The organism is Streptomyces sp. NPDC018026 (genome assembly GCF_044327745.1).
Classification (GTDB): domain Bacteria; phylum Actinomycetota; class Actinomycetes; order Streptomycetales; family Streptomycetaceae; genus Streptomyces; species Streptomyces rubrogriseus.
Window position 1 is genome coordinate 244,345 of sequence record NZ_JBIRFY010000001.1, and the last position, 24,934, is coordinate 269,278.

Below are 24,934 nucleotides of genomic sequence, written 5' to 3' on the forward strand. Positions count from 1 at the left end.
CATGGCCGGTCGACCACCGTCACCGCCCGACGCCCCCGCGCACACCACCCGCCCCACCCTCCGCGGCTCCTTCGGCATGTGCGCCTCGACGCACTGGCTGGCGACCGCGACCGCCCAGTCCGTACTGGAGCGGGGCGGCAACGCCTTCGACGCCGCCGTGGCAGGTGCCTTCGTGCTGCACGTCGCCGAACCCCACCTCAACGGCCCCGGCGGTGACCTCGTCGCCGTGCTCGCGACCGCCGCGGACCCGTCGCCGCGGGTGCTGGCGGGCCAGGGACACGCCCCGCGCGGAGCCACGATCGAGCACTTCCGGGCCGAGGGGCTTGACCACGTACCCGGCGCGGGAGCGCTCGCCGCCGCCGTCCCGGGCGCCGTCGACTCCTGGCTCTGGCTGCTCGCCGAGTTCGGCACCTGGGAACTCGCCGACGTCCTGGCCTACGCCATCGCCTACGCGGAGCACGGGGTACCGGTCGTACCGCAGTTGGCGCGCGTCCTGGCCACGGTCGAGGAGCTCTTCCGTGCGCACTGGCCGACGTCGTACGCCCTGTGGATGCCCGAGGGCCGCGTCCCCGCGCCGTACGCCACTCTCGTCAACCCCGCCTACGCCCGCACCCTGCGCCGGCTGGGCGCGGCGGGCACGGCGGGCACGGCTGCCTCCGGCAGGACGCGGACCGCCCGGATCGACGCCGCGCGGCGCGCCTGGCGCACCGGGTTCGTGGCGGAGGCCGTCGCCGCGTTCGCGGCCGTGCCGCACCGGCACTCCTCGGGCGGCGACCACGCCGGAGTCATCACCGCCGCCGACTTCGCCGACTTCCACCCGTCCCTGGAACCCGCGGTCACCGCGCGGTTCCGCGGGACCACGGTGGCCAAGGCGGGCCTGTGGTCCCAGGGACCCGTGCTGCTGCAGGCCCTCACCATGCTGGACCACTTCGACGACGCGCGGCTCGACCCGTCGACCGCCGAGGGCGTCCACACCCTCACCGAGGCCCTGAAGCTGGCCATGGCCGACCGGGAGGCGTACTACGGCCACCTCGACCCGGCGGAGGCCGAGGCCGTGCTGCGCCGGCTGCTGTCCCCCCGGTACGGCAAGGAGCGCGCGAGTCTGATCCGGCCGCTCGCCTCCACCGCCTTCCGGCCCGGCCACATCGGCGGCACGCCGTACACGCCGCCGCTCGTCACGCGCGGGTCCGCCCAACAGGCCGACGGCGTGGGCGAACCCACCGTGCAGCAGACCGGGGAGACCCGCGGCGACACCTGCCACATCGACGTCGTCGACCGCTGGGGGAACATCGTCTCCGCCACACCGTCCGGAGGGTGGCTCCAGTCCTCGCCCGCCGTGCCGGAACTGGGCTTCGCACTCGGCACCCGCCTCCAGATGACCTGGCTGGACCCGGCCGCACCGTCCCGCCTGGCACCGGGCCGACGACCGCGTACGACCCTGACGCCGACCCTGCTGCTGCGCGACGGCAATCCCGTGGCCGCCCTCGGCACGCCCGGCGGCGACCAGCAGGACCAGTGGCAACTGATCTACCTGGTGCGCACGCTGGCCCTGGGCATGGACCCGCAGGAGGCGATCGACGCGCCCGCGTTCCACACCACCGCCGTACCGAGTTCGTTCTGGCCGCGGACCTGGACGCCCGGGGGACTGGTGATCGAGGAGCGCGCGGGCGGGGCGGTCGTCGAGGAACTGCGCGCACGCGGCCACGAGGTGACCGTCTCCGGGCCCTGGAGCCAGGGCCGTCTGTCCGTCGTCACACGTGATCCGGACAGCGGCGTCCTCGGGGCGGCCGCGAACCCGCGCGGCGCCCAGGGCTACGCGGCCGGACGATGAACGCGCGGCGGCGGGTGACGCAACCCGGCCTGATGCTCGCCCTCACCTTCGCGACCGGCGTCGTCGACGCCGTCGGCTACCTGCGCCTCGACCAGGTGTTCGCGGGCAACATGACGGGCAACGTGGTCATCCTCGGCATGGCGGCCACCGGTGGCGGTACGGGGCTGCCGGTGCTCGGGCCGGTCGTGGCGCTCGCGTTCTTCCTGGCCGGCGCGGCGACGGCCGGGCGGGTCCTGCGCACCGCCGCCCCGGGCTGGAGCGGCCGGTGCGCGGCGCTGCTGGGCGGCGTCGGACTGGCCCTGACCGCGACGGCCCTCGGCCTGGCCGCCGTCGGCGCCGACACCTCCGGCGCCCGCGCGGGCATGGCGTCCTCACTCGCCCTGGCCATGGGGGCGCAGGCGGCGACCGCCCGTCACCTGGCCGTCAAGGACGTCACCACCGTGGTCGTGACCTCCACGCTGACCGGCCTCGCGGCCGACTCCCGGCTGGGCGCGGCCCGCGGCCGGGGTGCCCTGCGCCGGATTGCCGCCGTCGCGCTCATCGTCGCCGGAGCGGCGGCCGGCGCGCTGCTGTGCCAGGTGCACGAGGGCCTCGCGGTGGCGGCGGCGGCCTGCGTCGTCCTGGCCGTGACGGCTCTCGCCGGCCGGGCGGCTCCGGCCACGGCCGGAGCCGCCCCCACCGCTCCACCCGCTCCATCAACGGCCCTCCCGCGGCCATGACGGAAAGGACGCTCATGACCACAACCCTGGCACCGCCGGTCCCCATTGGGAAGGCCGCTGTCGGCGCCCTCGGCATCCTGGCACTGTCCACCGGTGCCCTGGAGTCGGTGGTGTCACCGACGATCCCGCTCCTGGAACGCGAACTGGACATGAGCCAGGCCGAGGGAGCACTGCTCAGCATCGTCCTCCTCATCACCGGCGCGCTCATCACCCCGCTGGCGGGCAAGTTCGGCGACCGCTACGGCGGGAAGAAGGTCCTGATCCGCCTGATGGCGGTGGTCTCGCTCGGCGGCACGGTGTCCGCCCTGGCGCCGAACCTGCCCGTGCTGCTGGTCGGACAGGTGTTGCAGGGCGCGATGATCGGCGCGCTGCCGCTGTCGTTCATCGTGGTCCGCAAGCACCTCCCCGCCGGCGAGTCCAAGGTGGCCATCGGCGTGGTCAGCGGACTCTTCGTCGGTGGGTCGATGGTCGGCATGCTGTCCGCCGGTCCGGTGGCGGAACAGCTGTCCCGGCACTGGATGTTCGCGCTGCCGACGATCGCGGTCGTCGGGTCCACCCTGCTCGTGAACAGGCTGATGCCGGCCGATCCGCCGGGCCGGTCGGACGACGCCGGGATCGACTGGCCCGGCCTGCTGCTGCTCAGCGGCCTGCTGGTCACCCTCATGCTCGTCCTCGCGCTGGCCCCCGAAGCAGGCTCGGCGCCACTCGTGCTCGTCGCCCTCGTCGTCCTGCTGGCCGTCCTCGTCACCGGCTGGGTGCGGGTCGAACGGCGGGCGGCCGCGCCGATGATCGACCTGAACATGCTGGCACGGCCCGCGATATGGAAGGCGTGCGTGCTGACCTTCGTGATCTGCCTCGGCACCACGATGGCCGTCTACCTCGTCCCGCAACTGCTCGACGAGCGCGGCGACGGCTACGGATTCCGGGCCAGCGCCACCGAGATCGGCTTCTACCTGCTGCCCGGCGCCATCGCCGCGACGCTGGCCGGGCCGCTCGGCGGGATCGGGGACCGGCGCTTCGGCTCGCGCGCCGTGGTCAACACCGGCGTCGTCATGATGGCCGTCGGCCTGCTCGCCGTGGCGGCCGTGCACACCGAGATCTGGCACCTCGTCGTCGGCAAGGTGCTGATCGCGCTCGCCAACGGCCTGTGCGTCACGGCGATGATGACCAGCACCGCCACCGCCGTCGACCCCAACGACACCGGCATCGCCACCAGCCTGATCCTGGTGAGCCGCGTGCTCGGCTCCGCCGTCGGCGGCCAGCTCGGCGGCGCTCTCCTCACCGCCGGAACCCCCTCCGGGTCGGAGGTCGCGGCCGAATCGGCCTACGTCACCGGCTTCCTCATCGCCGGCGTCGTCGTACTGACGGCCCTGTTCGTCACCCGCACCATGAGCAAAGGAGTCAAAGCATGACCCGCACCGCACCCAGGCGCAGCGTCCTGATCTCCGGGGCCAGCATCGCCGGTCCCGCCCTGGCCTTCTGGCTCAACCGCCACGGATACGAGGTCACCGTGGTGGAGAAGGCCGGGACCCTCCGCAGCGGCGGCTACCCCATCGACGTACGCGGCACCGCACTCGACGTCGTGGAGCGGATGGGAATCCTGCCGCAACTGCGCGACGCGCACATCGACCTGCGCCGGATCACCTTCCTCGACGGGGACGGCGACGAGGTCACCTCGCTCCACCCGCACGCCGTCACCGGCGGGGTGACCGGACGCGACCTGGAGATACGCCGCGGGGACCTGACCGACGCGCTGTACATGGCGGTCCGGGACGACGTGGAGTTCCTCTTCAACGACTCCATCGACACCCTCGTCCAGTCCGACCGCGGAGTCGACGTCACCTTCCACGGCGGCAGCAGTCGCCGGTTCGACATGGTCTTCGGCGCGGACGGCATGCACTCGCGCACCCGCGAGACGCTGTTCGGCCCCGAGGAGCAGTTCCACCGCCATCTCGGCTACTGCTTCGCCGTGTTCACCATGCCCAACACCCTCGGCCTCTCCCACGAGACGGTGATGTGGAACACCCCGGGCCGGGCCGCGGCCGTCTACGCCGTGGGCGACGACGAGGAGGTGCACGCCTTCCTCAACTTCGCCCAGCCCGACCCGCCCTACGACGCCTTCGGCGACCCGAAGGCCCAACGGGCCCTGCTCGCCGACGTCTTCGCCGACGCCGGCTGGGAGGTCCCCGGCATCCTGGGCGCCCTGCACGACGCGGACGACGTGTTCTTCGACGCGGTCGGCCAGATCCGGATGCCGCGCTGGACCGAGGGCAGGGTCGCGCTGCTGGGCGACGCCGCGTACGCGCCCTCGTTCCTCACCGGCCAGGGCACCAGCCTCGCCCTCGTCGGCGCCTACATGCTCGCCGCGTCCCTCGCCGACCGGGACCACGCCGAGGGCTTCGCCGCCTACGAGCGCGCCACCCGTGACTTCGTGACCCTGAACCAGGACCTGGTCGGCGAGGGCGGCGCCACCCTCTTCCCGACCACCGCCCAGGCCCTGGCACAGCGCAACGCCCGACTGCGCGCCCTCGGCGCCATGCCCGCCCCAAAACCCCGGCCGGCCCACTCGGCCCTGACGCTGCCGCCACCCGCGACACGCGGATGACGGGCGGAGTGCGAGGTTCCTGAGAATCCGGCCGTGCCGGCGGCGGCTATGCCCGTTTCCTCCGGACAGCGGCCGGTGACGGGACCTCGGCGCTCTCAGGAAGCTCCCAGGATCTCTCCGGGACCGGCCAGGCACGGCTGTCAGCGTCGCGCTCAGATCTTCCGTGAGCTCGACCTGACTTGGGAGCCCTTTCCGTGGCGACATTCCTCTCCCGGCTCGGCCGGTTCTCCTTCCGGAGGCGCCGACTCGTCGCACTGCTGTGGACGGCACTGCTCGTGGGGGCGGCGGTGCTGGCCGGGCGCGCTCCCGCCGCACCGCCGAACGACTTCTCCATGCCCGGCACCGAGGCACAACAGGCCTACGACCTGCTGGAGAAGAGCTTCCCCGAACTGAACGCCGACGGAGCCGCCGCCCGGGTGGTGTTCCGCGCCGAGCACGGCAAGGTCACCGATCCCGGGACGCGCGGCGCGATCGAGGACACGGTGCGGGCCCTCGGTGACGGACCCCAGGTCGTACGGGTCACCGACCCCTTCGCCACCCGGTCCGTGAGCAAGGACGGTTCCACCGCCTACGCGCAGGTCTCCTACGCGCGGTCCGCCGCCGAACTGGAGGAGGACTCCCGCACCGCGTTGCGGGAGACCGTCGAGCAGGCCGCCTCTGAGGAGCTGTCCGTCGAGGCGGGTGGCAACGCCGTGGAGGCCAGGGCCGGCGGGCACTCCTCCGAGGCCCTCGGACTCGGGGTGGCCGCCGTGGTGCTGGTCGTCACCTTCGGCTCGCTCCTCGCGGCCGGGCTGCCCCTGCTGACCGCCGTGCTCGGCGTCGGCGTCGGCGCACTGGCCATCAAGGCGCTGGCCGCGCCGCTGGGCCTCGGCGCCACCACGACCAGCCTCGCCGTGATGATCGGCCTGGCCGTGGGCATCGACTACGCCCTGTTCGTCGTCTCGCGCTACCGGGCCGAACTCGCGCGCGGCCGGGACGGGGCGGAGGCGGCCGGGCACGCCGTGGGGACCGCGGGCTCGGCGGTCGTGTTCGCCGGGCTCACCGTGGTCGTCGCCCTGGCCGGTCTGTCCGTGGTGGGTATCCCGATGCTGACCCGGATGGGTCTCGCCGCGGCGGGCACGGTCGTCATCGCGGTACTCATCGCCGTCACCCTCGTCCCCGCGCTGCTGGGGCTCTGCGGCCGCCGGATCGGTCCCGCCCGCCCGCGTCGCGGCAGGCGGACGACGGACCGCGCCCCGCGGCCGGCCATGGGCGTGCGCTGGGCCCGGCTCGTCGTCCGCCGTCCGGTCGCCGTGCTCCTCGGCGGGACGGTACTGCTCGGCGTGGTCGCGCTGCCCGCCGCGTCCCTGGAGATGGGACTGCCCGGCGACGACAGCAAACCCGTCTCCACCACCCAGCGCCGCGCCTACGACCTGATCGCCGACGGCTTCGGGCCGGGCCACAACGGTCCCCTCACCGTGGTCGTCCAGGCCGACGACAGCGGTGGCAGTGCTGAGCGGGCCGCGCAGGACGTGGCCGGGCGGATCGACGGCCGCGAGGACGTCGGCGCCGTCGGCCCGCCCCGGCTGAGCGCCTCCGGCGACATCGCCGTACTGAACGTCGTACCGGACGCGTCGCCCGGCAGCACCGAGACCGCCGACCTCGTCCACGCGCTGCGCGACCCGGAGATCGAGCGGGCGAGCGACGCCCGGGTGCTCGTCACCGGCACGACCGCGATGAACGCGGACGTCTCGCAGAAGCTGTCCGAGGCGCTCCTGCCGTACCTGACGCTGGTGGTCGGACTGGCCTTCCTGCTGCTCATCGCCGTCTTCCGCTCCGTGCTCGTCCCGCTCAAGGCCGCCCTCGGCTTCCTGCTGTCGGTGCTGGCCGGGCTCGGCGCGGTGGTCGCCGTCTTCCAGTGGGGATGGCTGGGTTCCCTGCTCGGGGTCACGGAGCCGGGGCCGATCGTGTCGATCATGCCCATCTTCATGGTCGGCGTCGTCTTCGGCCTCGCCATGGACTACGAGGTGTTCCTGGTGACCCGGATGCGCGAGGCGTACGTCCACGGGCGGTCGCCCAAGGAGTCCGTGGTCAGCGGGTTCGAGCACAGCGCGCGGGTGGTGACCGCCGCGGCCGTGGTCATGATCTCGGTGTTCGCCGCCTTCCTCGGGTCCGAGGAGCAGATCCTCAAGACGATCGGCTTCGGACTCGCCGCCGCCGTTCTCTTCGACGCCTTCGTGGTCCGTATGACGCTCGTCCCCGCCGTGCTCGCCCTCCTGGGCCGGCGCGCCTGGCGGCTGCCCCGGTGGCTGGACCGGCTCGTGCCCGACCTCGACATCGAGGGCGAGCGGCTGGGTCGGTCGCCGCACGGGGGCGGGGCCGGGGCGGGCGGTGGCGAACCCGTCGGTGCCGCCTCGGGCCCCCGCCACGGCAACTGACCTCCCGCTTCCCACCGTGCACAGGAGCCTGCCCATGTCCGCCTCGCCTGCCCTCTCCTCCCCGCCCGCGTGGCGCCACGTCCTCGAAGGCGGCCTCGCCGTCGTGGCCGCCCTCGCCACCATGGCCGCCACCGCCTGGGCGGCCCTGACACTCCTCGGCGCCGACGGCGTCGCACCGGTCTCCCGGCTGGTGCCGACGCTGGTGAGCCTGGCCGTCGGCGGCGGCGTCACCCTGGAATCGGCCGCCGGGTCCGGTTCCTCCGCGGGTGGGGGAGGAGGGGGACTCGCCGGGCTTCTCGGCGGCGGCGGTGAGGGAGGTCTCAGCGTCTCGCTGACCGGGCAGGCGGCGCTGACGCCCCTGACCCTGACCTTCCTGGGTACGGCCGTGCTGGCGACGGTGTTCTTCCGGCCGCTGCGCCGCCGTGCGCGGCCCGCCCCGGCGATGCTGTGGGCGCGGAGCGCCGGCGCACTGGTGACCTCGGCGGTGGCTCTTCCGGTGTGCGCCGTGCTGGCGACGGGCACCGCCCGGCTGCCGGAGAGCGTGACGGACCGGATGGGCGACCGCGCCGGGTCGGGCGGGGCGAGTGGATCCGGCGGGCTCGGCGGGTTCGGAGGATTCGGCGGTGGCGGTGGCGGTGGCCTTGCCTCCGGGCTGGCCTCGGTGAGCTTCCGGACCGACGTCGTCGCCACCGCCTTCCTCGGTGTCCTGGGAGTGGCCGCCGTCCTCGCGCTCGGCTGCCTCGCCGCGCGGCGGACGGCACTCCCGCGGCCCCTCGCCCTGAGCGGGCTCCGGACGAAGTGGAACGCCGTCCTGTCCACCCTGGCCGGGACCGCGGCCGTGCTGTGCTGCGCCGTCCTCGCCGTCGCCATTCTCGCCGGTGCCGCGGCACTGACCGGCCACGGCCGGACCGCGGAGGCCGCCGGGGTGCTGCTGCTCGCCGGTCCCAACCTGATCGCCGCGGTGCTCACCGCCGGAACCGGCGCCTCCTGGGAGGCCGGGGCGCGGCGGGTGCAGCCCGAGGGCGGTGGAATGCTCGGCATGCTCGGCGGCGGCGCCGGGAAGCAGGACGGTACGGCGGACGGGGACAGGTCGGTGGACCTAGGCCACTGGGCGGGCGCGGGTGTGCCGCTGTGGGTGATCGGACTGCTGCTCACGCTGCTCCTGCTGTCGGCCGCCGGATACGTCGCCGCCGCCCGCACCCCGGCCCGCACCCCGCGGCAGGACGCCGACTCCCTCCTGGACCGCCACGCGGACACCGCCCTGCGCATGGGCATCGCGGTCGGCGTCATGACGTTCGTGCTCCCGTTCCTCGCCCGCGGCTCGCTGCGGGTCGGCGTCGGCCTCATGGGCCGGGAGATGGGAGGCCTCGACGCCGGTCTCGACACGAGCCCCCGGCTGTCCGCCCTCACCGCCTTCGTCGTGGCAGCCCTCGCCTCGTACGCCGGAAGCCGTCTGCACGGGCGACGGGCGCGGCGTCGGGAACGCCCGGCGGGAAGGGCCCGCGTCCCCGCACCCCGACGCCGTGCGGTCACGTCCGACTCGGCCTCCTGAGGACCGTGTGATCTCCTGGTGAACCCCCGTTCAGACACTCCGAGAAGGCGAACACGACCATGGCGGTACCGGCTCCCCCCTCGCGCCCCCCGGGCCGTACGGACCACCTGCTCGTCGTGGACGACGAGCCCACCGTCCGGGAGCTGCTGCGCACCGCCCTGCGCTACGCCGGGTTCGACGTCGACGCCGCCGCCACCGGCCAGGAAGCCCTCGACCTGGCCGCACGGCGCATCCCGGACCTCGTCCTTCTCGACGTCATGCTCCCGGACATGGACGGGTTCGAGGTGATCCGCCGCCTGCGCGCCCAGCCCCGAACGCCGCAGCCGGGCCGGGGCGGCGACGTTCCGGTCCTCTTCGTCACCGCGCGCGAGGACCGCCAGGACCGGCTGAACGGACTGCGCCTCGGCGGGGACGACTACGTCACCAAGCCCTTCGACCTCGAGGAACTGATCGCCCGCATCCACGCCGTACTGCGCCGCACCCGGGGTGAGACGCCGGCCCGCCTCACCGTCGGCGACCTGCACCTCGAACCCGACAGCCACCACGTCACCCGGGCGGGCCGGAGCGTGCGGCTGTCCCCGACCGAGTTCCGCCTGCTGCACTTCCTGGTCGCCAACGCCGGACGGACCATGACCAAGAGCCAGATCCTGGACAGCGTCTGGGAGTACGACTTCGGCGGCGACCCCAGCATCGTCGACACCTACATCAGCTATCTGCGCCGCAAGGTCGACACCGTCGACGCCGACGGACCCAGGCTCATCCACACCGTCCGCGGCGTCGGCTATGTCGTCCGCGAGCCCCGGTCGTGAAGCGACTCCGCCCGCTGTCGCCCACGGTGTGGCTGGGCCGGCTGTCGCTGCGCACCCGCCTGCTGTGCCTGTCCGTCGCCCTGGTCGCGGTCGGTCTGCTCGGCACCGGACTGCTGGTCACCACCGCCCTGCACGGCTACCTCCAGAGCAGGGTCGACGACCGGCTCGCCCTCACCGGACAGATCGCCGCCCGGCTGTCGCCGCCCTCCGACACCGGCACGCCGCCGAGCGTGCGCGCCCTCAGCGTGCTGGGCGACACCACCGTGACGTACGTGGACGACACCGGTGCCGCCCGCAAGAGGTTCGACGCCAGCACCGCCCCCTCGGGCGGCGGGCCCGACCTGCCCCGGCTCGACCGTGCGGGCGTCCTGGCCCACGGCGGCCGGCCCTTCACCGTGTCCGCCATGGACGGCGAGCACAGCTGGCGGGTCGTCGCCCTGACCCAGCCCGCCCAGGTCTTTCCGCCGGACCCCTCCGGGACCGGTGGGTCCGTCGTCGTCGCCACCTCCATGGAGGAGGTCGACCGCACCATCACCAAGACCCGGAACCTCTCCCTGACCGCGGGCGTCGCCCTGCTCGCGGTCCTGGGCGTCGCGGGCTGGTTCGCGGTGCGCTCCGGACTGCGCCCCCTCGCCAGGATCGAGGAGACCGCGACCGCTATCACGTCCGGCGACCACTCCCACCGCGTCCCCGAACCGGCCGCCCCGCACACCGAGGTGGGACGCCTGACCACCTGCCTCAACCAGATGCTCGACCGGATCGACACGGCCTTCCGGGCCCGCACCGAGGCCGAGGCGCGAACCCGGCGCTTCTTCGCCGACGCCAGCCACGAGCTGCGCACGCCGCTCGTCGGCATCAAGGGCTACACCGACCTGCACCGCATGGGCGCCACGTCCACCCGCGAGGACGTCGACCGGACGATGACCCGGATCGCGGAGGAGTCCGAACGCCTCACCCGGCTCGTCGAGGAGATGTTCCTCCTCGCCCGCCTCGACGAGGACGCCGACGGCGCGAGCACCGACGGCGCGCGCTCCGCGCGGGAGCCCGCCTTCGCCCTCGACCTCGCCCCCATGGACCTGCGCACCCTGGCCGCCGACGCCCTCCGCGACGTACGCGCCCTGGACCGCACGCGTCCGGTGACCCTGACCGGACCCGGCGGTGGCAAACCGGGCTCCGCCCCCGCCCACGCCGACGAGGCCCGACTGCGCCAGGTCGTCACCAACCTCATCGGCAACGCCGTCACCCACACCCCCGCCGGCACCCCGATCCGCATCGGCGTCGGCACGGTGGGCCGGCACGCCGTCCTGGAGGTCGCCGACGAAGGGCCCGGCCTCACCGCCACCGAACGCGCCCACGTCTTCGACCGCTTCTACCGCACCGACGACTCCCGCACCCGCGCCACCGGCGGTTCCGGCCTCGGCCTCGCCATCGCCCACGCCCTCGTCACCGCGCACACCGGCCGCCTCACCCTCGACGCCGCCCCCGGGCGGGGCTGCACCTTCCGCATCCTGCTTCCGCTGCCGGACGACCCGCCGCAGGCCGCGGCCACCTGACCGACCGCCCGGCGTCACCCGGACGGCCGGGCGGCGCGGCTTCGCAGGAAGAGCGCGGCGACGGCGACGCCGAGGAGGACCAGGGCCGCGTTGACGGCGATGGCCGTCGTGACGCCCCGGTGGACGGCGGAGGCGGTGGCCGCGCCCGCGGTGCCGGCGGTGACGACGGCGGACATGACCGGTGTGCCCATGGTGATGCCGACCTGCTGGGACATCGAGGCCAGCCCGGTGGCCAGGCCCTGTTCGGCGTCCGGCAGTCCGCTGGTGGCCGTGACCATGAAACCGACGATGACCAGCATGTTGCCGACGCCGCCGAAGAAGGTGGCGGGCAGCAGCAGGGCGAGGGACGCCCCGGTCGTCGTACCGAGGAAGAGCAGGGCGGCGGTGAAGACCGCCTGGACGATGCCACCGCCGACGAGCACGGTCAGGGTGGACGTCCTGGCGAGCAGCCTGGGGGCGACCAGCCCGCCGACGACGGTGCCCACGCCGAGGACGCCGAAGGAGACACCGGCCGCGAGGGCGGAGAAGCCCAGGGTCTTCTGGAGGTACAGGGTGAGCAGGTAGACCAGCGAGGTCTCGGTGGCGAAGGCGAGCAGGCCCAGCACGTTGCCCCAGGCCACGTTGCGGCGCCGCAGCGTCCCGAGCGGTACCAGCGGCGCCGGCACGCTGCGCTCGATCAGGACGAACGCGGCGAGCAGGAGCGCGCCCCCGGCCAGCCCGGCCAGCGCGTGCGGGTGGGTCCAGCCGTACTCGCCGGCCTGGGTCATGCCGTAGACGAGAGCGAGCAGACCGAGGGTGACGGTGAGCGCGCCGGGCAGGTCGAGGCCGGCCCGGCCGGCGGGCCTGGACTCCTTGATGACGGCCGGGGCGACGAGCACGACCGCGAGCGCCACGGGCACGTTGACGAAGAAAGTCCAGCGCCAGGAGAGCAGGTCGGTCAGGACACCGCCGAGGATCGCTCCGGTGGTGAACCCGGCCGACATCAGCGCGCCGTTGATGCCGAGCGCCCTCTGCCGCAAGGGACCCTCGGCGAACGAGGTCGTCAGCAGGGACAGCCCCGCCGGGGTGGCGGCGGCGGTGGCCAGGCCCTGGGCGACCCGGGCGGCGAGCAGCACCTCGGGGCTGGTGGTGAGGCCCCCGAGCAGGGAGGCGAGGCCCAGGAGGGCGATGCCGCCGATGAAGATCCTCTTGCGTCCGACCAGGTCGCCGATACGGCCGAGGAAGAGGGTGAAGCCCGCGGCCGACAGGGCGAACGAGGTGGCGATCCACTGCAGGTCGGAGAGGGCGAAGCCGAGTCCGTCGCCGATCGCGGGCAGCGCGACGTTCAGGATCGAGAAGTCGACGGCCAGCATGAACTGGGCGACCAGCAGGACCGCGAGGACCAGCTTCGACCGGCCGGTGAGCCGCTGCGGACCGGCCCCGGCCGCAGCGCCGCCCGTGGCGGTGGCCCCGGCGGTGGCCGTGGCGTTGGTGGTGGGCATGGCGTTCCCTTCGGAAGTCGTTAATGGGTCTGAGGTCCCATTACGGCTCGGAAGGTAGCACGTAGCCGAGCGGTAAAGGAACTGTGGTTCCGATAAGGTGGGGGTCTGGCGTCGTGAGTGCGCCGTGAGAGAGACGAGGGAGTCGTGATGCCCGACCCAGCCGCCCCCGGGACCCTCCGCCCCGGGGGTCGTACCGCACGTATCCGCGAGGCCGTTCTCCTGGCGGCGGGCGACGCGCTCGCCGCCGACGGCTTCGACGCGCTCGACCTGGGGGAGATCGCCCGCCGCGCGGGCGTCGGCAAGACGACGGTCTACCGCCGCTGGGGGACCCCGGGCGGTCTCGCCGCCGACCTTCTGGCCGACATGGCGGACCAGTCGCTGCCCCGTGCGGACACGGGCGCCCTGGAGGAGGACCTCCGGGCGAACGCGCGCCTCGTCGTCAGGACGCTCGACGACCCCCGCCAAGGGCGGCTCTTCAGGGCGCTGATCGCGGCCTCCCTCTGCAACGAGCAGGCGGCCGAGGCCCTGCACCGCTTCTACGCCGTACGCGTCGACGAATGGGCCGGCTGTGTGCGGGACGCCGTGGCGCGGGGTGAAGTCCCGGACGGCACCGACCCGCACGCCGTCGTGGCCGCCGTCTCCGCGCCGCTCTACTACGCGCTGCTCAACACCGGCCGGCCTCTCTGCGAGGCCGACGCCGACCGTGCGGCCCGCGCGGCGAGCACCGCCGCGCGGGCGGGTGTGTGGGTGACGGGCTGAACGGAGCAGGGGACGGCGGCCCGGAAGGGCCGGGGTCCGGTCCGCGTCAAGTGCACGAGCGCACGGTTGACGCATTGGTCCAGACCTTCTACGTTGTGGGCGCTCAACTCCCTCACGCGCGCACGGTTCACCTCACCCCCTGTACCACCCCACCACCACAGGGAGAGCCATGTTCCACAGGCGCAGACCACCGAACAGGATCAGAACGCGGATCGCCGCACTGGTGACCGCGTTGCTGCTGCCGCTCGCGGCGCTCACCGCGCTCGCGGCACCCGCCCAGGCGGCCGGAACGCTGACCGCGACCTTCAGCTCCCAGAGCAACGGGTCCGGATGGACGGGCAAGTACGTCGTCCACAACAACGGCACGGCCGCCTCCGACGGCTGGACCCTGGAGTTCGACCTGCCACCGGGCGTGTCCGTGAGCGGGCACCTCTACGGCGAAGCCACGGTCTCCGGCCGGCACGTGACCGTCGAGAACGCCTACTACAACGGCAGGGTCCCGGCGGGCGGCACCACCGAGCCCTACAGCTACCAGTTCTCGGCGACCGGCCCGGTCGGCACCCCGACCGGCTGCACGGTCAACGGCGACAAGTGCGACGGCACCCCCGACGTGCCGCCGGCCGCCCCCGGAACGCCGGAGGCGACCGCGGTCACCGCACACACGGTCGCGCTGAAATGGGCCGCGGCCCAGCCCGGTGACCACCCCGTCACCTCCTACGAGGTCCTGAAGGGCACGGAGACCGTCGCCACCACGAGCGGCACCTCCGCGACCGTCACCGACCTGACCCCGGCGACGAGTTACACCTTCACCGTCCGGGCCACCGACAAGCGGGGCAACGTCGGACCGGCCAGCGAACCGCTCACCGTCGAGACGGTGGACCCGGCGACCGACCCGACGCCGCCGACCGCGCCGGGCAACCCGCGCTCCACCGGCAGGACGGCCACCACCGTCGGCCTGGCCTGGGACAAGTCCACCGACAATGTGGCCGTGGCCGCCTACGACGTCTACCGCGGCGACACCCTGGCGAAGACCGTCGGGGCGGACACCACCACCGCCACGGTGGACGGACTCTCCCCGGCCACCGCCTACACCTTCACCGTCAGGGCCCGGGACACCGCCGACAACTCCTCGGCGGCCTCCGCGGCCGTGCGGGTGACCACCGACGACGTGGCAGGCGAGGGCAAGCAGCTCAAGGTCGGGTACTTCGTGCAGTGGGGCATCTACGGACGCCAGTACTTCGTGAAGAACCTCGACACCTCCGGCGCCGCCAAGCAGCTCGACGTCATCAACTACGCCTTCGAGAACCTCGACCCGACCAACCTCACCTGCCAGGCCGGTGTCACCAAGGGCACCTCGGGCAACCCGCAGGACCCGGACGAGGGCACCGGCGCCGGTGACGCGGACGCCGACTACGCGCGGCCCATGTCCGCCGCCCAGTCCGTCGACGGGGTCGCCGACGACGGCTGGGGCAAGCTGCGCGGCAACCTCAACCAGCTGAAGAAGCTCAAGGCCAAGTACCCGCACCTCAAGGTCGTCGTGTCGCTCGGCGGCTGGACGTACTCGAAGTTCTTCTCGGACGCCGCCGCGACGCCGGAGTCCCGGAAGAAGTTCGTCGAGTCCTGCATCGACGTGTGGATCAAGGGCAACCTGCCCGTCTACAACGGCGCCGGCGGTCCCGGCACCGCGGCCGGGATCTTCGACGGCATCGACATCGACTGGGAGTGGCCCGGCTCCGAGGGCCACCCGGGCAACCACTACGGCGCCCAGGACAAGGACAACCTGACCGCCCTGCTCGCCGAGTTCCGGGAGCAGCTCGACGCGCTCGGCGGCGAGCACAAGCTGCTCACCGCGTTCACCCCGGCCGACCCGGCGAAGATCGAGGCCGGCTGGGACCTGACCAAGATCTTCGACTCCCTCGACTACGCCAACGTGCAGGGGTACGACTTCCACGGCTCGGGCAGCGACAACTCCTGGGAGCCCAACCGCACCGGGCACGCCTCCAACCTCTACACCGACGCGGAGGACCCCTACCCCTTCCACTTCAGCATCGAGAACGCGATCCAGACGTATCTCGACGCCGGGGTCAACCCGCGCAAACTGACGGTCGGCTTCCCGTTCTACGGGCGCGGCTGGCAGGGCGTCAGCGAGGGCGGCGCGGCCGGTGAGTGGCAGGACGCGAACGGCGCGGCACCCGGCCAGTTCCCCGCGGAGGCCGGGGTCCGCGGCTACAGCAACCTGATCAGCAGCTACCCGTCCATGACCGTCCACCACGACGAGGAGTCGGTGTCCACCTTCGGCTACACCGGTCCGGGTGGCCAGTGGTGGTCCTTCGACGACACCTGGTCGATCGGGAAGAAGACCGACTGGGTCAAGTCCAAGGGCCTGCTGGGCGGTTTCGTCTGGGAGATGTCCGGCGACACGGCCGACGGCCGGCTCATGACCGCGCTGGACAACGGACTGGAGTGACGCGAACCGGATCCGCGTGACGCGCCACCGGCCCTGCCGCCCCCGCCGGGGGGTGGCAGGGCCCTTTCACGCCGCCAGGACGGTGCAGCCCAGCGCGAGCAGGGCGAGGACCTTCACGATCTCCAGGGCGACGTAGTAGAGGTGTGCGCCGGAGCGGTTCTCGGCCGGGTCCTCGCCCGCGAGCACCGCGTCGGAACGGCGGTTCAGGCGGGGGCGTACGACACCGAGCTGCACCGCCAGTACGGCCACCGCGACGGCGGTGAGCGTCACGACCGCCGCGGACGGGCCGCCGGTGGCGACCGCGACGACCACGGCGGCGGCGAGCACGGCCTCGGCGAGGTTCAGGGCGCGGAAGACCATGCGGCCGATGCCGAGCCCGATCGGGATCGTCACCCCGGGGGCCCGGAACTTCAGCGGCGCCTCCAGGAAGGAGATCGCCAGTACCATGCCGAGCCACAGGAAGGTGACGGCACCTGCCACGGCCGCCGACGTCGTGTCCATCGCGCAGACCTCGTCCTTCTCGTCGTACTTCTGGGTGTCCTTCTCGGTGTCCTTCTGGGTGCGCCCCCGTGCCAGAATGTACGACCACGTCCACGCCGCCCGCCCCGCGCCCCCCGCATCGTCCCGCCCCGAGGTTCCCGTGACCAAGCCCGTCGCCCGTGAGCCGCAGCGCCGCAACGCGCGGTCGAACAGGGCGCGCATCCTGGCCACCGCCCGCCGGGAGCTGGGGCGGAACCCGGACACCACGCTGGAGGAGCTGGCCCGGGCCGCCGGTGTCGTACGGCGTACCCTTTTCGGCCACTTCCCGGGGCGTGCGGCACTGCTGGAGGCCCTCGCCGAGGAGGCGTCCGAGGTGCTGCGCGGCGCGATGGCCGAGGCGGCGGGACCGGAGGAGCCGGCCGACCGGGCGCTGGCCCACTTCACGCTGCTGATGTGGTCCGTGGGCGACCGCTACCGCATGCTGCTGGCCCTGGCCCGGCACGACCTGGGCGTGGAGCGCGTGGCCGAGATCCTGGCCCCGGCCCGCGCCGAGGTCACCGCCATCCTGGAGCGCGGCCAGCGGGACGGGGTCTTCCCGGCCCACCTGCCCCCCGCGGTGCTGAGCGCGGGACTTGAAGCGATGGTCGTCGCGCTCCTGGAGCAGGTCAACACCGGTGCCCTGGAGGACGACGGTCCCCGGACCGCCGCCGCCATGCTCATCGCGGCCGGTGTGCCGGAGCCGCGGGCGCGGGCCGTCGTCGAGGCGGTGGGCCCGGCGGTGCGCGCGAAGTCCGTCCCGGCCGAGTAGGCCACCCCTTCCCGTTCCTCTCCTCGTCCAGTAGGCGCCCCCGGTCGGTGGGCGCCTTATTTGCACGTCCATGTGCAACAAACTACGCTGCTCTTGTCTGCTCACTCATGGGCAATTAACCCGCCCTCGCTTGTCTCCGGGAGCCCCCATGCCCCTACTGGCCACCACCCCCGTCGAGAAGATGCCCGGGCCCTACGCCCGGCGCTGGTGGGCGCTCCTCGTGCTCTGCCTGGCTCTGCTGATCGTCGTCATGGCCAACACGTCCCTGATCGTGGCCGCCCCGGACATGACGACCGACCTGGGCCTGAGCAGCAGCGACCTGCAGTGGGTCATCGACGGCTACACCGTCCCGTACGCCGCGCTGATGCTGGTGCTCGGCGCGATCGGCGACAAGTACAGCCGCCGCGGCGCCCTGGTCACCGGTCTGGTGATCTTCGCGGGCGGTTCGGTGATGGGCAGCCTGGTCCACGAGACGGGGCTGGTCATCGCCGCCCGGGCGGTCATGGGCGTCGGCGCCGCCGTCGTCATGCCGGCCACGCTGTCCCTGCTGGTCGCGGTCTTTCCGAAGGGGGAGCGGGCCCGTGCCATCACGGCCTGGACCGCCACCTCGGGACTCGCCATCGCGGTCGGGCCGCTGGTCGCCGGGTGGCTCCTGGAGGACCACGCCTGGGGCTCGACCTTCCTGGTCAACGTCCCCGTCGCGGTCCTCGCCGTCGTCGGCGCGCTGGTCCTCGTACCGCCGTCCAGGGCGGCCGGTGCGGGCCGCATCGACTACGTCGGCGGGCTGCTCTCCATCGTCTCCGTCGGCAGCCTGGTCTACGCGACCATCGAGGGCCCGCACTTCGGCTGGGGCGCCGGTCCCGTGACCGCGGCCGTCGTCGCCGCCGTCGGCCTGACCGGCTTCGTGGCCTGGGAGCTGCGCCACCCGCACCCCATGCTGGACGTGCGCAGGTTCCTGCTGCGGCCCTTCAGCGGCTCGATGCTCGCGGTGCTGTTCTTCTTCTTCGGCACCTACGGCGCCATCTACTACGCCACGCAGTTCCTGCAGTTCGTGCTCGGCTACGGCGCGCTGGAGACCGGCGTACGGCTGCTGCCGCTGGCCGGGGCCGTGTTCGTCGGCGCCGCGGTGACCGGGCGGCTGACCCCGAAGCTCGGCGTGCGGGCCATGGTCGGCTCGGGCATGGCCATCGGCACCGTCGGCGTCTTCCTGCTGGTCCTGATCGACCAGAACTCCACCTACGCCGACTTCCTCGCCCCGATGCTGCTGCTGGGCCTCGCCATCGGCCTCAGCGTCTCCCCGGCCACCGACACCATCATGGGCTCCTTCCCGGAGAGCGAACTGGGCGTCGGCGGCGGCGCCAACGACACCGCGCTGGAACTCGGCGGCTCCCTGGGCATCGCCGTCCTGGGCTCCCTCCTCGGCACCTCCTACCGGGACGAGCTGTCCGGGCTCGTCGGCGACCGGCTGCCGGCCGCCGCCCTCGACACCGCCCAGGACTCCGTGGGCGGCGGACTCGCCGTCGCCGAGCGGCTCGCCACCAACCCGGCCGCCGGACCCGAGCAGGCGCAGGCCCTCGCCGACGCCGTGAACCGGGCCTTCGCCCACGGCGTCTCGACGACCAGCCTCGTCGGCGGCGTCATCATGGCCGCGGGCACCCTGATCGTCCTCGCCGTCCTGCCCGGCCGACGCGCCCGGCGGGCGGCCGAGGCCGAGGCCGAGACCGGGGCCGACCCGACGCAGGCCCGGGACACCGAACTCAGCCGTTCCGGGAGCTGAACCACCCGCACCCCGGCCGCCCCCGCTTGGTCAGTCGGCCAGCGCCGCCAGCTCCTCCGCCGTCCGCGGGCCCGTCGCCGCGTCCGCCAGCAGTCCCCGCGCCCGCAGCAGCCCGGCCGCCGCGACACCCCAGGGGAGCCGCAGCCCGGCCTGCCGCAGCAGGTCGGTGCGGGCCAGCGTCGCGGCGGCCGGGCCGGTGCGCACACCGTCCGGGGTGAGCAGGGCGGCGTCGTCGGACCAGCGCAGGGCGAGGTCGACGTCGTGGGTGGCCATCACCACGGTGGTGCCGCCCGCGCGCAGCCGGTCCAGGGTGGCGAGCAGCCGCTCCTGCCCGTCCGGGTCGAGACCTGCGGTCGGCTCGTCGAGGATCAGCACCCGGGGCCGCATCGCGACCGCCCCCGCGATCGCGGTCCGCTTGCGCTGCCCGTACGACAGCAGGTGCGTGGGCCGCTCGGCCAGCGCCGCGATGTCCAGCGCGGCGAGCGCCTCCCCGACCCGGGAGCGCACCTCCGCGTCGGGCAGCCCCAGGTTCAGCGGACCGAAGGACACGTCCTGGCCGACCGAGGCCGCGAAGAGCTGGTCGTCCGGGTCCTGGACCACCAACTGCACGGTGGTCCGCAGCCGGGTCAGCCCCTTGCGGTCGTAGGTCACCGGCTCCCCGCCGACCGTCAACGTCCCCGCGCGCGGCCTCAGCCCGCCGCTGAGCAGCCGCATCAGCGTCGTCTTGCCGCTGCCGTTGCGGCCCAGCAGCGCCAGCGCCCGCCCCTCGCGCACCGCGAAGTCCAGGCCCGCCAGCACGTCCGGGCCCTCCTCGTACGCGAACGACGCGCCCCGCAGGGCGACCAGGTCCGGGGCCGGGTCCGAGGCCGGGTCCGAGGCCGGGTCCGAGGCCGGGTCGGGTGACCGCACCGGTTCGCTCACGACAGGGGTCCTTCCAGTACGAGGGTGAGGGCGGCGAGCGCCGCCAGCAGCGCGACGCTCGCCGCCGTGAACGGCACCGACACGCGGGCCTCGGGCACCAGCACGCGCAGGGTGCCGTCGTAACCGCGCCCGGCGAGCCCGGTCTGCAGCCGGGCCGCCCGGTCGAAGGCCCGCACGAAGGCGGTGGCGCCGAGCCCGCCGAGCGAACGCCAGGCCGCCGCCCGCGTGGTGTGGCCCAGCCGCGCGGCCTGCGCCTGCCGGATCCGGCGCACCGAGTCCAGCAGCAGGAAACTCATCCGGTACGTCACCAGCGCCACGTCCACGACCGGCGCGGGCACCCCGGCCCGTACCAGGCGCGGCAGCAGGTCGGACATCGGCGTGGTGAACGCGAACAGCAGCACCCCGAGCGAGGCCGCCGAGGTGCGCAGCAGCAGCCCGCCCGCGCGCACCGCACCGCCGTCGGCCGCCGTCAGGAACCCGTCCGGGCCCCCGACCTGCACCAGCAGCGGCAGCGCACCCGTCACGCAGAAGCCCAGCGGCACCCGGTAGGCCCGCCACAGCCGGCGCCCGGGCACGCCCGCCGGGCCGAGCAGCACCGCCAGCGCCGTCACCAGCACCAGCGCCGCGCCCGGCCAGGGCGGCAGCGAGATCGCGAGCACGGTCAGGCCGAGACCGAGCACGGCCTTGTCCACGGGATGGCGGCGGCGCCAGCGACTGGCGTGCGCCGCCGCGTCGATCGGCAGCACTCAGTCCCCTTCGGGGGTGTTCCCCGGTGCCGCCGTGGCCCCGGAAGCCGCCAGCGCCCGCTCCTCGCCCTGCCGTCGGCCCCGGCGCAGGCCGAAGTAGTACGCCAGCACGCCCGCGCCGAGCGCGGCCTGCAGGGCGAACAGCGCCGACTCGACCTCACCGGACGGCGGTTCGTACAGCGGGGAGAACCACGGTTCGTAGTCCGGTTCGATCTCGGTGATCGCCGTCTCCGCCTCCGCGTCGGACCCGGCGAACGGCTCCTCTTTGTGGTCGCCGAGCCCCAGCACGAGCGGCAGCACCGCCAGCGCGGCCACGGCGAGCAGCAGCAGGGTGTTGATCTTCGCGTTACGGCTCATCGGGCCACCGCCCCGGACTTGGCGCCCGCGCTGGCCGTCTTCGTCAGCAGCACGCCCAGCCGTGTCAGTTCGCCCTTGCTGGACTGCACGAGCAGCCGCATCACGATCACCGTGAGCAGACCCTCGCTCACCGCGAGCGGAATCTGCGTCACGGCGAAGATCGAGCCGAACTTGCCGAGCGCGCCCAGGAACCCGCTGCTCGGGTCCGGGAAGGCCAGCGCCAGCTGCACGCTGGTCACGCAGTACGTGGACAGGTCGGCGACGAACGCGCCGACGAACACCGCGACCATCAGCGGCACGTGCCAGCGGCGCAGCAGCCGGTAGCCGCCGTACCCGGCCCAGGGACCGGCGATCGCCATCGAGAAGACGTTGGCGCCGAGCGTGGTCAGCCCGCCGTGGGCGAGCAGCAGCGCCTGGAAGAGCAGCGTGATGGTGCCGAGCACCGCCATGATCGGCGGCCGGAACAGGATCGCGCCCAGACCGGTGCCGGTCGGATGGGAGCAACTCCCGGTGACGGACGGCAGTTTCAGGGCCGACAGGACGAACGTGAAGGCTCCGGAGGCCCCGAGGAGCAGTGTGCTCTCCGGGTGCTCCCTGACCTCACGGGTGAGTGACCGGACTCCGTGGACGACGAACGGCGCGGACGCGACACCCCAGGCGATCGCGTGCGCCGGTGGCAGAAAGCCCTCGGCTATGTGCATGGCTCAGCAGACCCTCTCCAGCACCTCGTGGATGGACGACGCGCCTTGGCCGGTCTCCTGGCTTACGGGTACCACCGCCCGTGCTCCGCCTTCCCGGATCACAAGGATCCAGTGGCTGCCCCTTAGGGCCGGAGCCGGACTTCCCGATTCACAGTGGCGAGGGCCGCACCGGCATCACACCGGATTTCCCGTTCACCAAGGCGTGGCGACAGTAGTGCTCCCACGGGGGCGGACACAAGCAGGCCTCGGACCCCGCGGCACCCCTGTCAGCGCGAACGGCCCCGCTCCGGACGCCGGACCACCATGTCCCGCATCCGGGTGGTCAGCGCGGTCGCGGCGGCCGTCAGGAAGACGAAGCTGTAGGTGATCTGCAGGATCGTCACGACCCGCGCGGCCTGGCCGCGCGGGGTGATGTCCCCGTACCCGACGGTCGCGAGCGTCACCACGGTGAAGTACAGCGCGTCGATCCGGGTGTGCAGTCCGCTGAACTGGCCAGGCGACTTGGCGAGGGCGTAGTACGTGGCCGAGAAGACGTGCACGGACAGGACGATCAGCAGCGAGATGACCACCCCGGGCCGGCGGTCCGGACGGTCGAGGAGAACGTGCCGGATCTGCCGCAGCAGCAGTAGGGCGACGAGGGTCAGCAGCAGGGCGAACAGCACCCAGCTCAGCACCGGCCGCTGCGGCCCCAGGTGGTCGAGGGGGAGCAGGAAGTACGCCACGACCACGGCGGCCGCGATCCCCACCCGTACGAGCCAGGGCCGGACCGCTGCCCAGCCGGTCCGGGAACGCGGACGAGGGCGCGGACGAGGGCGAGGGCGCGGGTGTGCGGTCCGGCGGTCCCTCACCGTGCCGCTCCCGCCGTCGGCGCCCCACCCGGTTCCGGCCGGGTGCGGCGCACCAGCTGGGCCACGACGAACGCGACGACCGAGGCCATGACGATCAGCGGCATCTGGTCGTGGGCGTCCCGGCCCATCAGCAGCACCGCCAGGACCGAGCTGGCCAGCGGCAGCCCCGTCACCGCGGCCGCCGCGGCGGCGATGCCGAGGGCGAGGGCCGGGGTGGCGCCGAAGCCGGGCAGCCCGGAGCAGGCCAGGGCCGTCGCCGCGCCCAGCAGGACGGCCGGGAAGATCGGGCCGCCGCGCAGCGCGCCCAGCGCGATGCCCCAGGCCAGCCCCTTGCAGGCGACCAGCGCGACCAGCGCCCCCACGGACCAGGCGTGCGGGTGCGCGGCGAGCTGGGCGAGGGTGGCCTGGCCGGACAGCGCCGCCTCGGCCGGGGAACGGCCGGTGATCAGCGCGTACGCGGCGACACAGCCGCCGACCGCGGCGGCGCAGGCGACGGTGCGGGCGGCCGTGCGGTGCCCGGTCCAGGTGACGGTGCGGCGGCCCAGCGCGCGGGCCAGCGTCACCAGTACGGCGATCAGGGCCGCGGTGGGCAGGCCCCACAGGAAGTCACCCGCGTCCGGATTGGCCTGCGGCGGCAGGTCGGGCAGGCTCAGCGCGCCGATCTCCAGCCCCGTCCACTGCCCGAAGCCGGTGAAGACCAGGGCGCCGGCCGCGCTGGCCAGCAGGCAGGGCAGCAGCAGGGCGACCAGCTGGGTGCCGGCCAGCCCCGCCCCCTCGATGAGCAGCACCGCCGCCGCGATCGGACCGCCGAGGATGGTGGAGATCGCGGCGGTGGAGCCGGCCGTCGCGAGGATCGCGCTCGCCCGTTGATCGCCGCCCGCGCCCGCCCGCCGCAGCGCCAACAGGGCGAGCCCGCTGCCGACGGCCATGAGCGGGGCCTCGGGACCCAGCACCACGCCGAGCGGCAACGTGGCCAGCGCGGCCAGCACCGCGCCGGGCAGCGCCCGGGGGCCGACGGGCGCGCCGCCCAGGCCGTTCACCGGCAGATGGCCGCCGCCGCCCGGCATCCGGGTCACGATCGGCGCCAGGATCAGTCCGGCGAGCACCAGCGCGGGCAGCGGCCACCACCACGGCGGGGTGTCGTATCCGGCCGCCTCGGGCAGCGACGTCCACACCCAGTGCTGCAACTCGTGCTGGAGCCCGACGAAGAAGAAGCAGGCCAGCGCGATGGGCACCCCCAGCAGCACGCACAGCAGCAACAGCCGCCGGTAGCCGGGGCTGAGCAGGGTCTGCCGCAGGGACAGCTCCGCCCGGTCCGGGACGGCGTTCGCCGGCGCGGTCACGGAACCCGTCCGCGCGGACCCCGCCGGGGCAGCGGCCGACTCGTCACACGCCCTCCTTCGTCCCGCCCCGGGGTCCGTCGGTCACCGGGGCCGCGGGTGCCGCTCAGTTAACGCGAGGCCGGGAGCGTCCGCATGCGCACGCCCGGCGCGCGGTTCACCCGTCCGGCGGACCCGCCTGGCCGGGGAGCGCGGCCACCCGCAGGCTCTGAATGACCTGTCGGTGCCGTTGGGCGCCGGTGGGCAGCTGCCCCGTACGGGGGACACAGAAAGGACTCCGCTCATGAGCCAGCACGCCGAACCCACTCCCGGCCGGCCGTCCCACGGCGGCGACGCCTCCTGGGCCCAGCGCTCGGGCGACCGCACCAGCGGCTGGGTGACCGGCGGTGTCGTCTTCGCGGGCGTACTGCTGCTGCTGAACGGCGCGCTCGCCGTCCTCCAGGGCATCGCGGCCATCGCCGAGGACGACGTGTACGCCCGTATCGGCACCTACGTCTACGAGATGAGCCTGACCGGCTGGGGAGTCGTCCACGTCATCCTGGGCGCCCTCGTGTTCGTCACCGGGTTCGGTCTGCTCAAGGACATGGCCTGGGCGCGGGTGGCGGGCATCGTCCTCGCCTCGCTGAGCCTGATCGCCCAGTTCCTGTTCCTGCCGTACTCGCCCGTCTGGTCCGTGATCATGATGGCGATCGACGTCTTCGTGATCTGGGCCCTGGCGAGCCGTCAGGACAGCGCGTCGTCCCGGGCCTGAGACTCCACGCCC

At 73.8% G+C, this 24,934-nt stretch carries 21 protein-coding genes and 1 riboswitch; of the genes, 13 read left to right on the top strand and 8 right to left on the bottom strand.

Annotation, left to right across the window (positions count from 1 at the left end):
- The first annotated feature begins 1 nt into the window (after nucleotide 1).
- The 8 genes from ACH4D3_RS01005 (at nucleotide 2) to ACH4D3_RS01040 (ending at nucleotide 11,486) form a co-directional block, all read left to right on the top strand.
- Nucleotides 2-1,831, top strand: a complete 1,830-nt coding sequence (locus tag ACH4D3_RS01005) for a gamma-glutamyltransferase family protein (protein ID WP_398314986.1) — start codon at nucleotides 2-4, stop codon at nucleotides 1,829-1,831.
- 14 nt (nucleotides 1,832-1,845) lie between these two features.
- A complete protein-coding gene (locus ACH4D3_RS01010) occupies nucleotides 1,846-2,550 on the top strand; it encodes a DUF1275 family protein (protein ID WP_398314988.1) in 705 nt (234 codons plus the stop codon).
- Between the two features lie 14 nt (nucleotides 2,551-2,564).
- Nucleotides 2,565-3,962: an MFS transporter gene (locus tag ACH4D3_RS01015; RefSeq protein WP_398314990.1), complete on the top strand. Its 1,398-nt coding sequence runs from the start codon at nucleotides 2,565-2,567 to the stop codon at nucleotides 3,960-3,962.
- Nucleotides 3,959-5,155: an FAD-dependent monooxygenase gene (locus tag ACH4D3_RS01020; RefSeq protein WP_398314992.1), complete on the top strand. Its 1,197-nt coding sequence runs from the start codon at nucleotides 3,959-3,961 to the stop codon at nucleotides 5,153-5,155. Before ACH4D3_RS01015 ends, ACH4D3_RS01020 begins: the two co-directional genes overlap by 4 nt.
- A 194-nt stretch (nucleotides 5,156-5,349) precedes the next feature.
- Entirely contained in the window at nucleotides 5,350-7,572 is a 2,223-nt protein-coding gene (locus ACH4D3_RS01025) for an MMPL family transporter (protein ID WP_398314994.1), read from the top strand.
- A 34-nt stretch (nucleotides 7,573-7,606) separates the two neighbouring features.
- A complete protein-coding gene (locus ACH4D3_RS01030) occupies nucleotides 7,607-9,124 on the top strand; it encodes a streptophobe family protein (protein ID WP_398314996.1) in 1,518 nt (505 codons plus the stop codon).
- Between the two features lie 59 nt (nucleotides 9,125-9,183).
- Entirely contained in the window at nucleotides 9,184-9,933 is a 750-nt protein-coding gene (locus tag ACH4D3_RS01035; RefSeq protein WP_398314998.1) for a response regulator transcription factor, read from the top strand.
- Complete coding sequence (locus ACH4D3_RS01040) at nucleotides 9,930-11,486, top strand: ATP-binding protein (protein ID WP_398315000.1); 1,557 nt, start codon at nucleotides 9,930-9,932, stop codon at nucleotides 11,484-11,486. The genes ACH4D3_RS01035 and ACH4D3_RS01040 overlap by 4 nt, the downstream gene beginning before the upstream one ends.
- Nucleotides 11,487-11,500: 14 nt before the next feature.
- On the opposite strand, the gene ACH4D3_RS01045 is transcribed toward ACH4D3_RS01040, so the two are convergent.
- Nucleotides 11,501-12,967, bottom strand: a complete 1,467-nt coding sequence (locus tag ACH4D3_RS01045; protein ID WP_398315002.1) for an MFS transporter — start codon at nucleotides 12,965-12,967, stop codon at nucleotides 11,501-11,503.
- Nucleotides 12,968-13,114: 147 nt separating this feature from the next.
- Between ACH4D3_RS01045 and ACH4D3_RS01050 the strand changes: the two genes are divergently transcribed.
- The gene (locus ACH4D3_RS01050) at nucleotides 13,115-13,726 is read left to right on the top strand and encodes a TetR/AcrR family transcriptional regulator C-terminal ligand-binding domain-containing protein (protein WP_398315004.1); all 612 of its coding nucleotides are present in this window, start codon (nucleotides 13,115-13,117) and stop codon (nucleotides 13,724-13,726) included.
- A 169-nt stretch (nucleotides 13,727-13,895) separates the two neighbouring features.
- Entirely contained in the window at nucleotides 13,896-16,193 is a 2,298-nt protein-coding gene (locus tag ACH4D3_RS01055; protein ID WP_398315006.1) for a glycosyl hydrolase family 18 protein, read from the top strand.
- A 66-nt stretch (nucleotides 16,194-16,259) separates the two neighbouring features.
- Here ACH4D3_RS01055 and ACH4D3_RS01060 read toward each other — a convergent pair whose 3' ends face one another.
- Nucleotides 16,260-16,694, bottom strand: coding sequence for a hypothetical protein (locus tag ACH4D3_RS01060; RefSeq protein ID WP_398316598.1), 435 nt, complete (start codon nucleotides 16,692-16,694; stop codon nucleotides 16,260-16,262).
- Nucleotides 16,695-16,833: 139 nt separating this feature from the next.
- On the opposite strand from ACH4D3_RS01060, the gene ACH4D3_RS01065 reads away from it, so the two are divergent.
- Nucleotides 16,834-17,481: a TetR/AcrR family transcriptional regulator gene (locus tag ACH4D3_RS01065; protein WP_398315008.1), complete on the top strand. Its 648-nt coding sequence runs from the start codon at nucleotides 16,834-16,836 to the stop codon at nucleotides 17,479-17,481.
- Between the two features lie 148 nt (nucleotides 17,482-17,629).
- Nucleotides 17,630-19,258 (top strand): MFS transporter, encoded by a 1,629-nt coding sequence (locus tag ACH4D3_RS01070; RefSeq protein ID WP_398315009.1) that lies wholly within the window; start codon nucleotides 17,630-17,632, stop codon nucleotides 19,256-19,258.
- A gap of 30 nt (nucleotides 19,259-19,288) precedes the next feature.
- Here ACH4D3_RS01070 and ACH4D3_RS01075 read toward each other — a convergent pair whose 3' ends face one another.
- From ACH4D3_RS01075 to ACH4D3_RS01100, 6 genes are all read right to left on the bottom strand, one after another.
- The gene (locus ACH4D3_RS01075) at nucleotides 19,289-20,104 is read right to left on the bottom strand and encodes an ATP-binding cassette domain-containing protein (protein ID WP_398316600.1); all 816 of its coding nucleotides are present in this window, start codon (nucleotides 20,102-20,104) and stop codon (nucleotides 19,289-19,291) included.
- 71 nt (nucleotides 20,105-20,175) lie between these two features.
- Entirely contained in the window at nucleotides 20,176-20,925 is a 750-nt protein-coding gene (gene cbiQ, locus ACH4D3_RS01080; RefSeq protein ID WP_398315011.1) for a cobalt ECF transporter T component CbiQ, read from the bottom strand.
- Nucleotides 20,926-21,282 carry an energy-coupling factor ABC transporter substrate-binding protein gene (locus ACH4D3_RS01085; RefSeq protein ID WP_398315013.1) on the bottom strand — a complete coding sequence of 119 codons (357 nt, stop codon included), beginning with the start codon at nucleotides 21,280-21,282 and terminating at the stop codon, nucleotides 20,926-20,928. It abuts the gene before it with no gap.
- Complete coding sequence (locus tag ACH4D3_RS01090) at nucleotides 21,279-21,983, bottom strand: energy-coupling factor ABC transporter permease (protein WP_398315015.1); 705 nt, start codon at nucleotides 21,981-21,983, stop codon at nucleotides 21,279-21,281. The genes ACH4D3_RS01085 and ACH4D3_RS01090 overlap by 4 nt, the downstream gene beginning before the upstream one ends.
- A gap of 29 nt (nucleotides 21,984-22,012) precedes the next feature.
- Nucleotides 22,013-22,198, bottom strand: a riboswitch (cobalamin riboswitch).
- A 51-nt stretch (nucleotides 22,199-22,249) separates the two neighbouring features.
- Nucleotides 22,250-22,729: a potassium channel family protein gene (locus ACH4D3_RS01095; RefSeq protein WP_398315017.1), complete on the bottom strand. Its 480-nt coding sequence runs from the start codon at nucleotides 22,727-22,729 to the stop codon at nucleotides 22,250-22,252.
- A gap of 98 nt (nucleotides 22,730-22,827) precedes the next feature.
- Nucleotides 22,828-24,174, bottom strand: a complete 1,347-nt coding sequence (locus ACH4D3_RS01100) for a chloride channel protein (RefSeq protein WP_398315019.1) — start codon at nucleotides 24,172-24,174, stop codon at nucleotides 22,828-22,830.
- 280 nt (nucleotides 24,175-24,454) lie between these two features.
- Here ACH4D3_RS01100 and ACH4D3_RS01105 point away from each other — a divergent pair, with 280 nt between their 5' ends.
- Nucleotides 24,455-24,922, top strand: coding sequence for a hypothetical protein (locus tag ACH4D3_RS01105; RefSeq protein WP_398315021.1), 468 nt, complete (start codon nucleotides 24,455-24,457; stop codon nucleotides 24,920-24,922).
- Nucleotides 24,923-24,934 lie beyond the last annotated feature (12 nt).

Coding starts and splice junctions, on each gene's coding strand:
- ACH4D3_RS01035 (WP_398314998.1), top strand. CDS start 9,184: ATGGCGGTACCGGCTCCCCCCTCGCGCCCCCCGGGCCGTACGGACCAC.
- ACH4D3_RS01090 (WP_398315015.1), bottom strand. CDS start 21,983: ATGCACATAGCCGAGGGCTTTCTGCCACCGGCGCACGCGATCGCCTGG.
- ACH4D3_RS01030 (WP_398314996.1), top strand. CDS start 7,607: ATGTCCGCCTCGCCTGCCCTCTCCTCCCCGCCCGCGTGGCGCCACGTC.
- ACH4D3_RS01085 (WP_398315013.1), bottom strand. CDS start 21,282: ATGAGCCGTAACGCGAAGATCAACACCCTGCTGCTGCTCGCCGTGGCC.
- ACH4D3_RS01015 (WP_398314990.1), top strand. CDS start 2,565: ATGACCACAACCCTGGCACCGCCGGTCCCCATTGGGAAGGCCGCTGTC.
- ACH4D3_RS01050 (WP_398315004.1), top strand. CDS start 13,115: ATGCCCGACCCAGCCGCCCCCGGGACCCTCCGCCCCGGGGGTCGTACC.
- ACH4D3_RS01005 (WP_398314986.1), top strand. CDS start 2: ATGGCCGGTCGACCACCGTCACCGCCCGACGCCCCCGCGCACACCACC.
- ACH4D3_RS01105 (WP_398315021.1), top strand. CDS start 24,455: ATGAGCCAGCACGCCGAACCCACTCCCGGCCGGCCGTCCCACGGCGGC.
- ACH4D3_RS01070 (WP_398315009.1), top strand. CDS start 17,630: ATGCCCCTACTGGCCACCACCCCCGTCGAGAAGATGCCCGGGCCCTAC.
- ACH4D3_RS01060 (WP_398316598.1), bottom strand. CDS start 16,694: ATGGACACGACGTCGGCGGCCGTGGCAGGTGCCGTCACCTTCCTGTGG.
- ACH4D3_RS01055 (WP_398315006.1), top strand. CDS start 13,896: ATGTTCCACAGGCGCAGACCACCGAACAGGATCAGAACGCGGATCGCC.
- ACH4D3_RS01020 (WP_398314992.1), top strand. CDS start 3,959: ATGACCCGCACCGCACCCAGGCGCAGCGTCCTGATCTCCGGGGCCAGC.
- ACH4D3_RS01045 (WP_398315002.1), bottom strand. CDS start 12,967: ATGCCCACCACCAACGCCACGGCCACCGCCGGGGCCACCGCCACGGGC.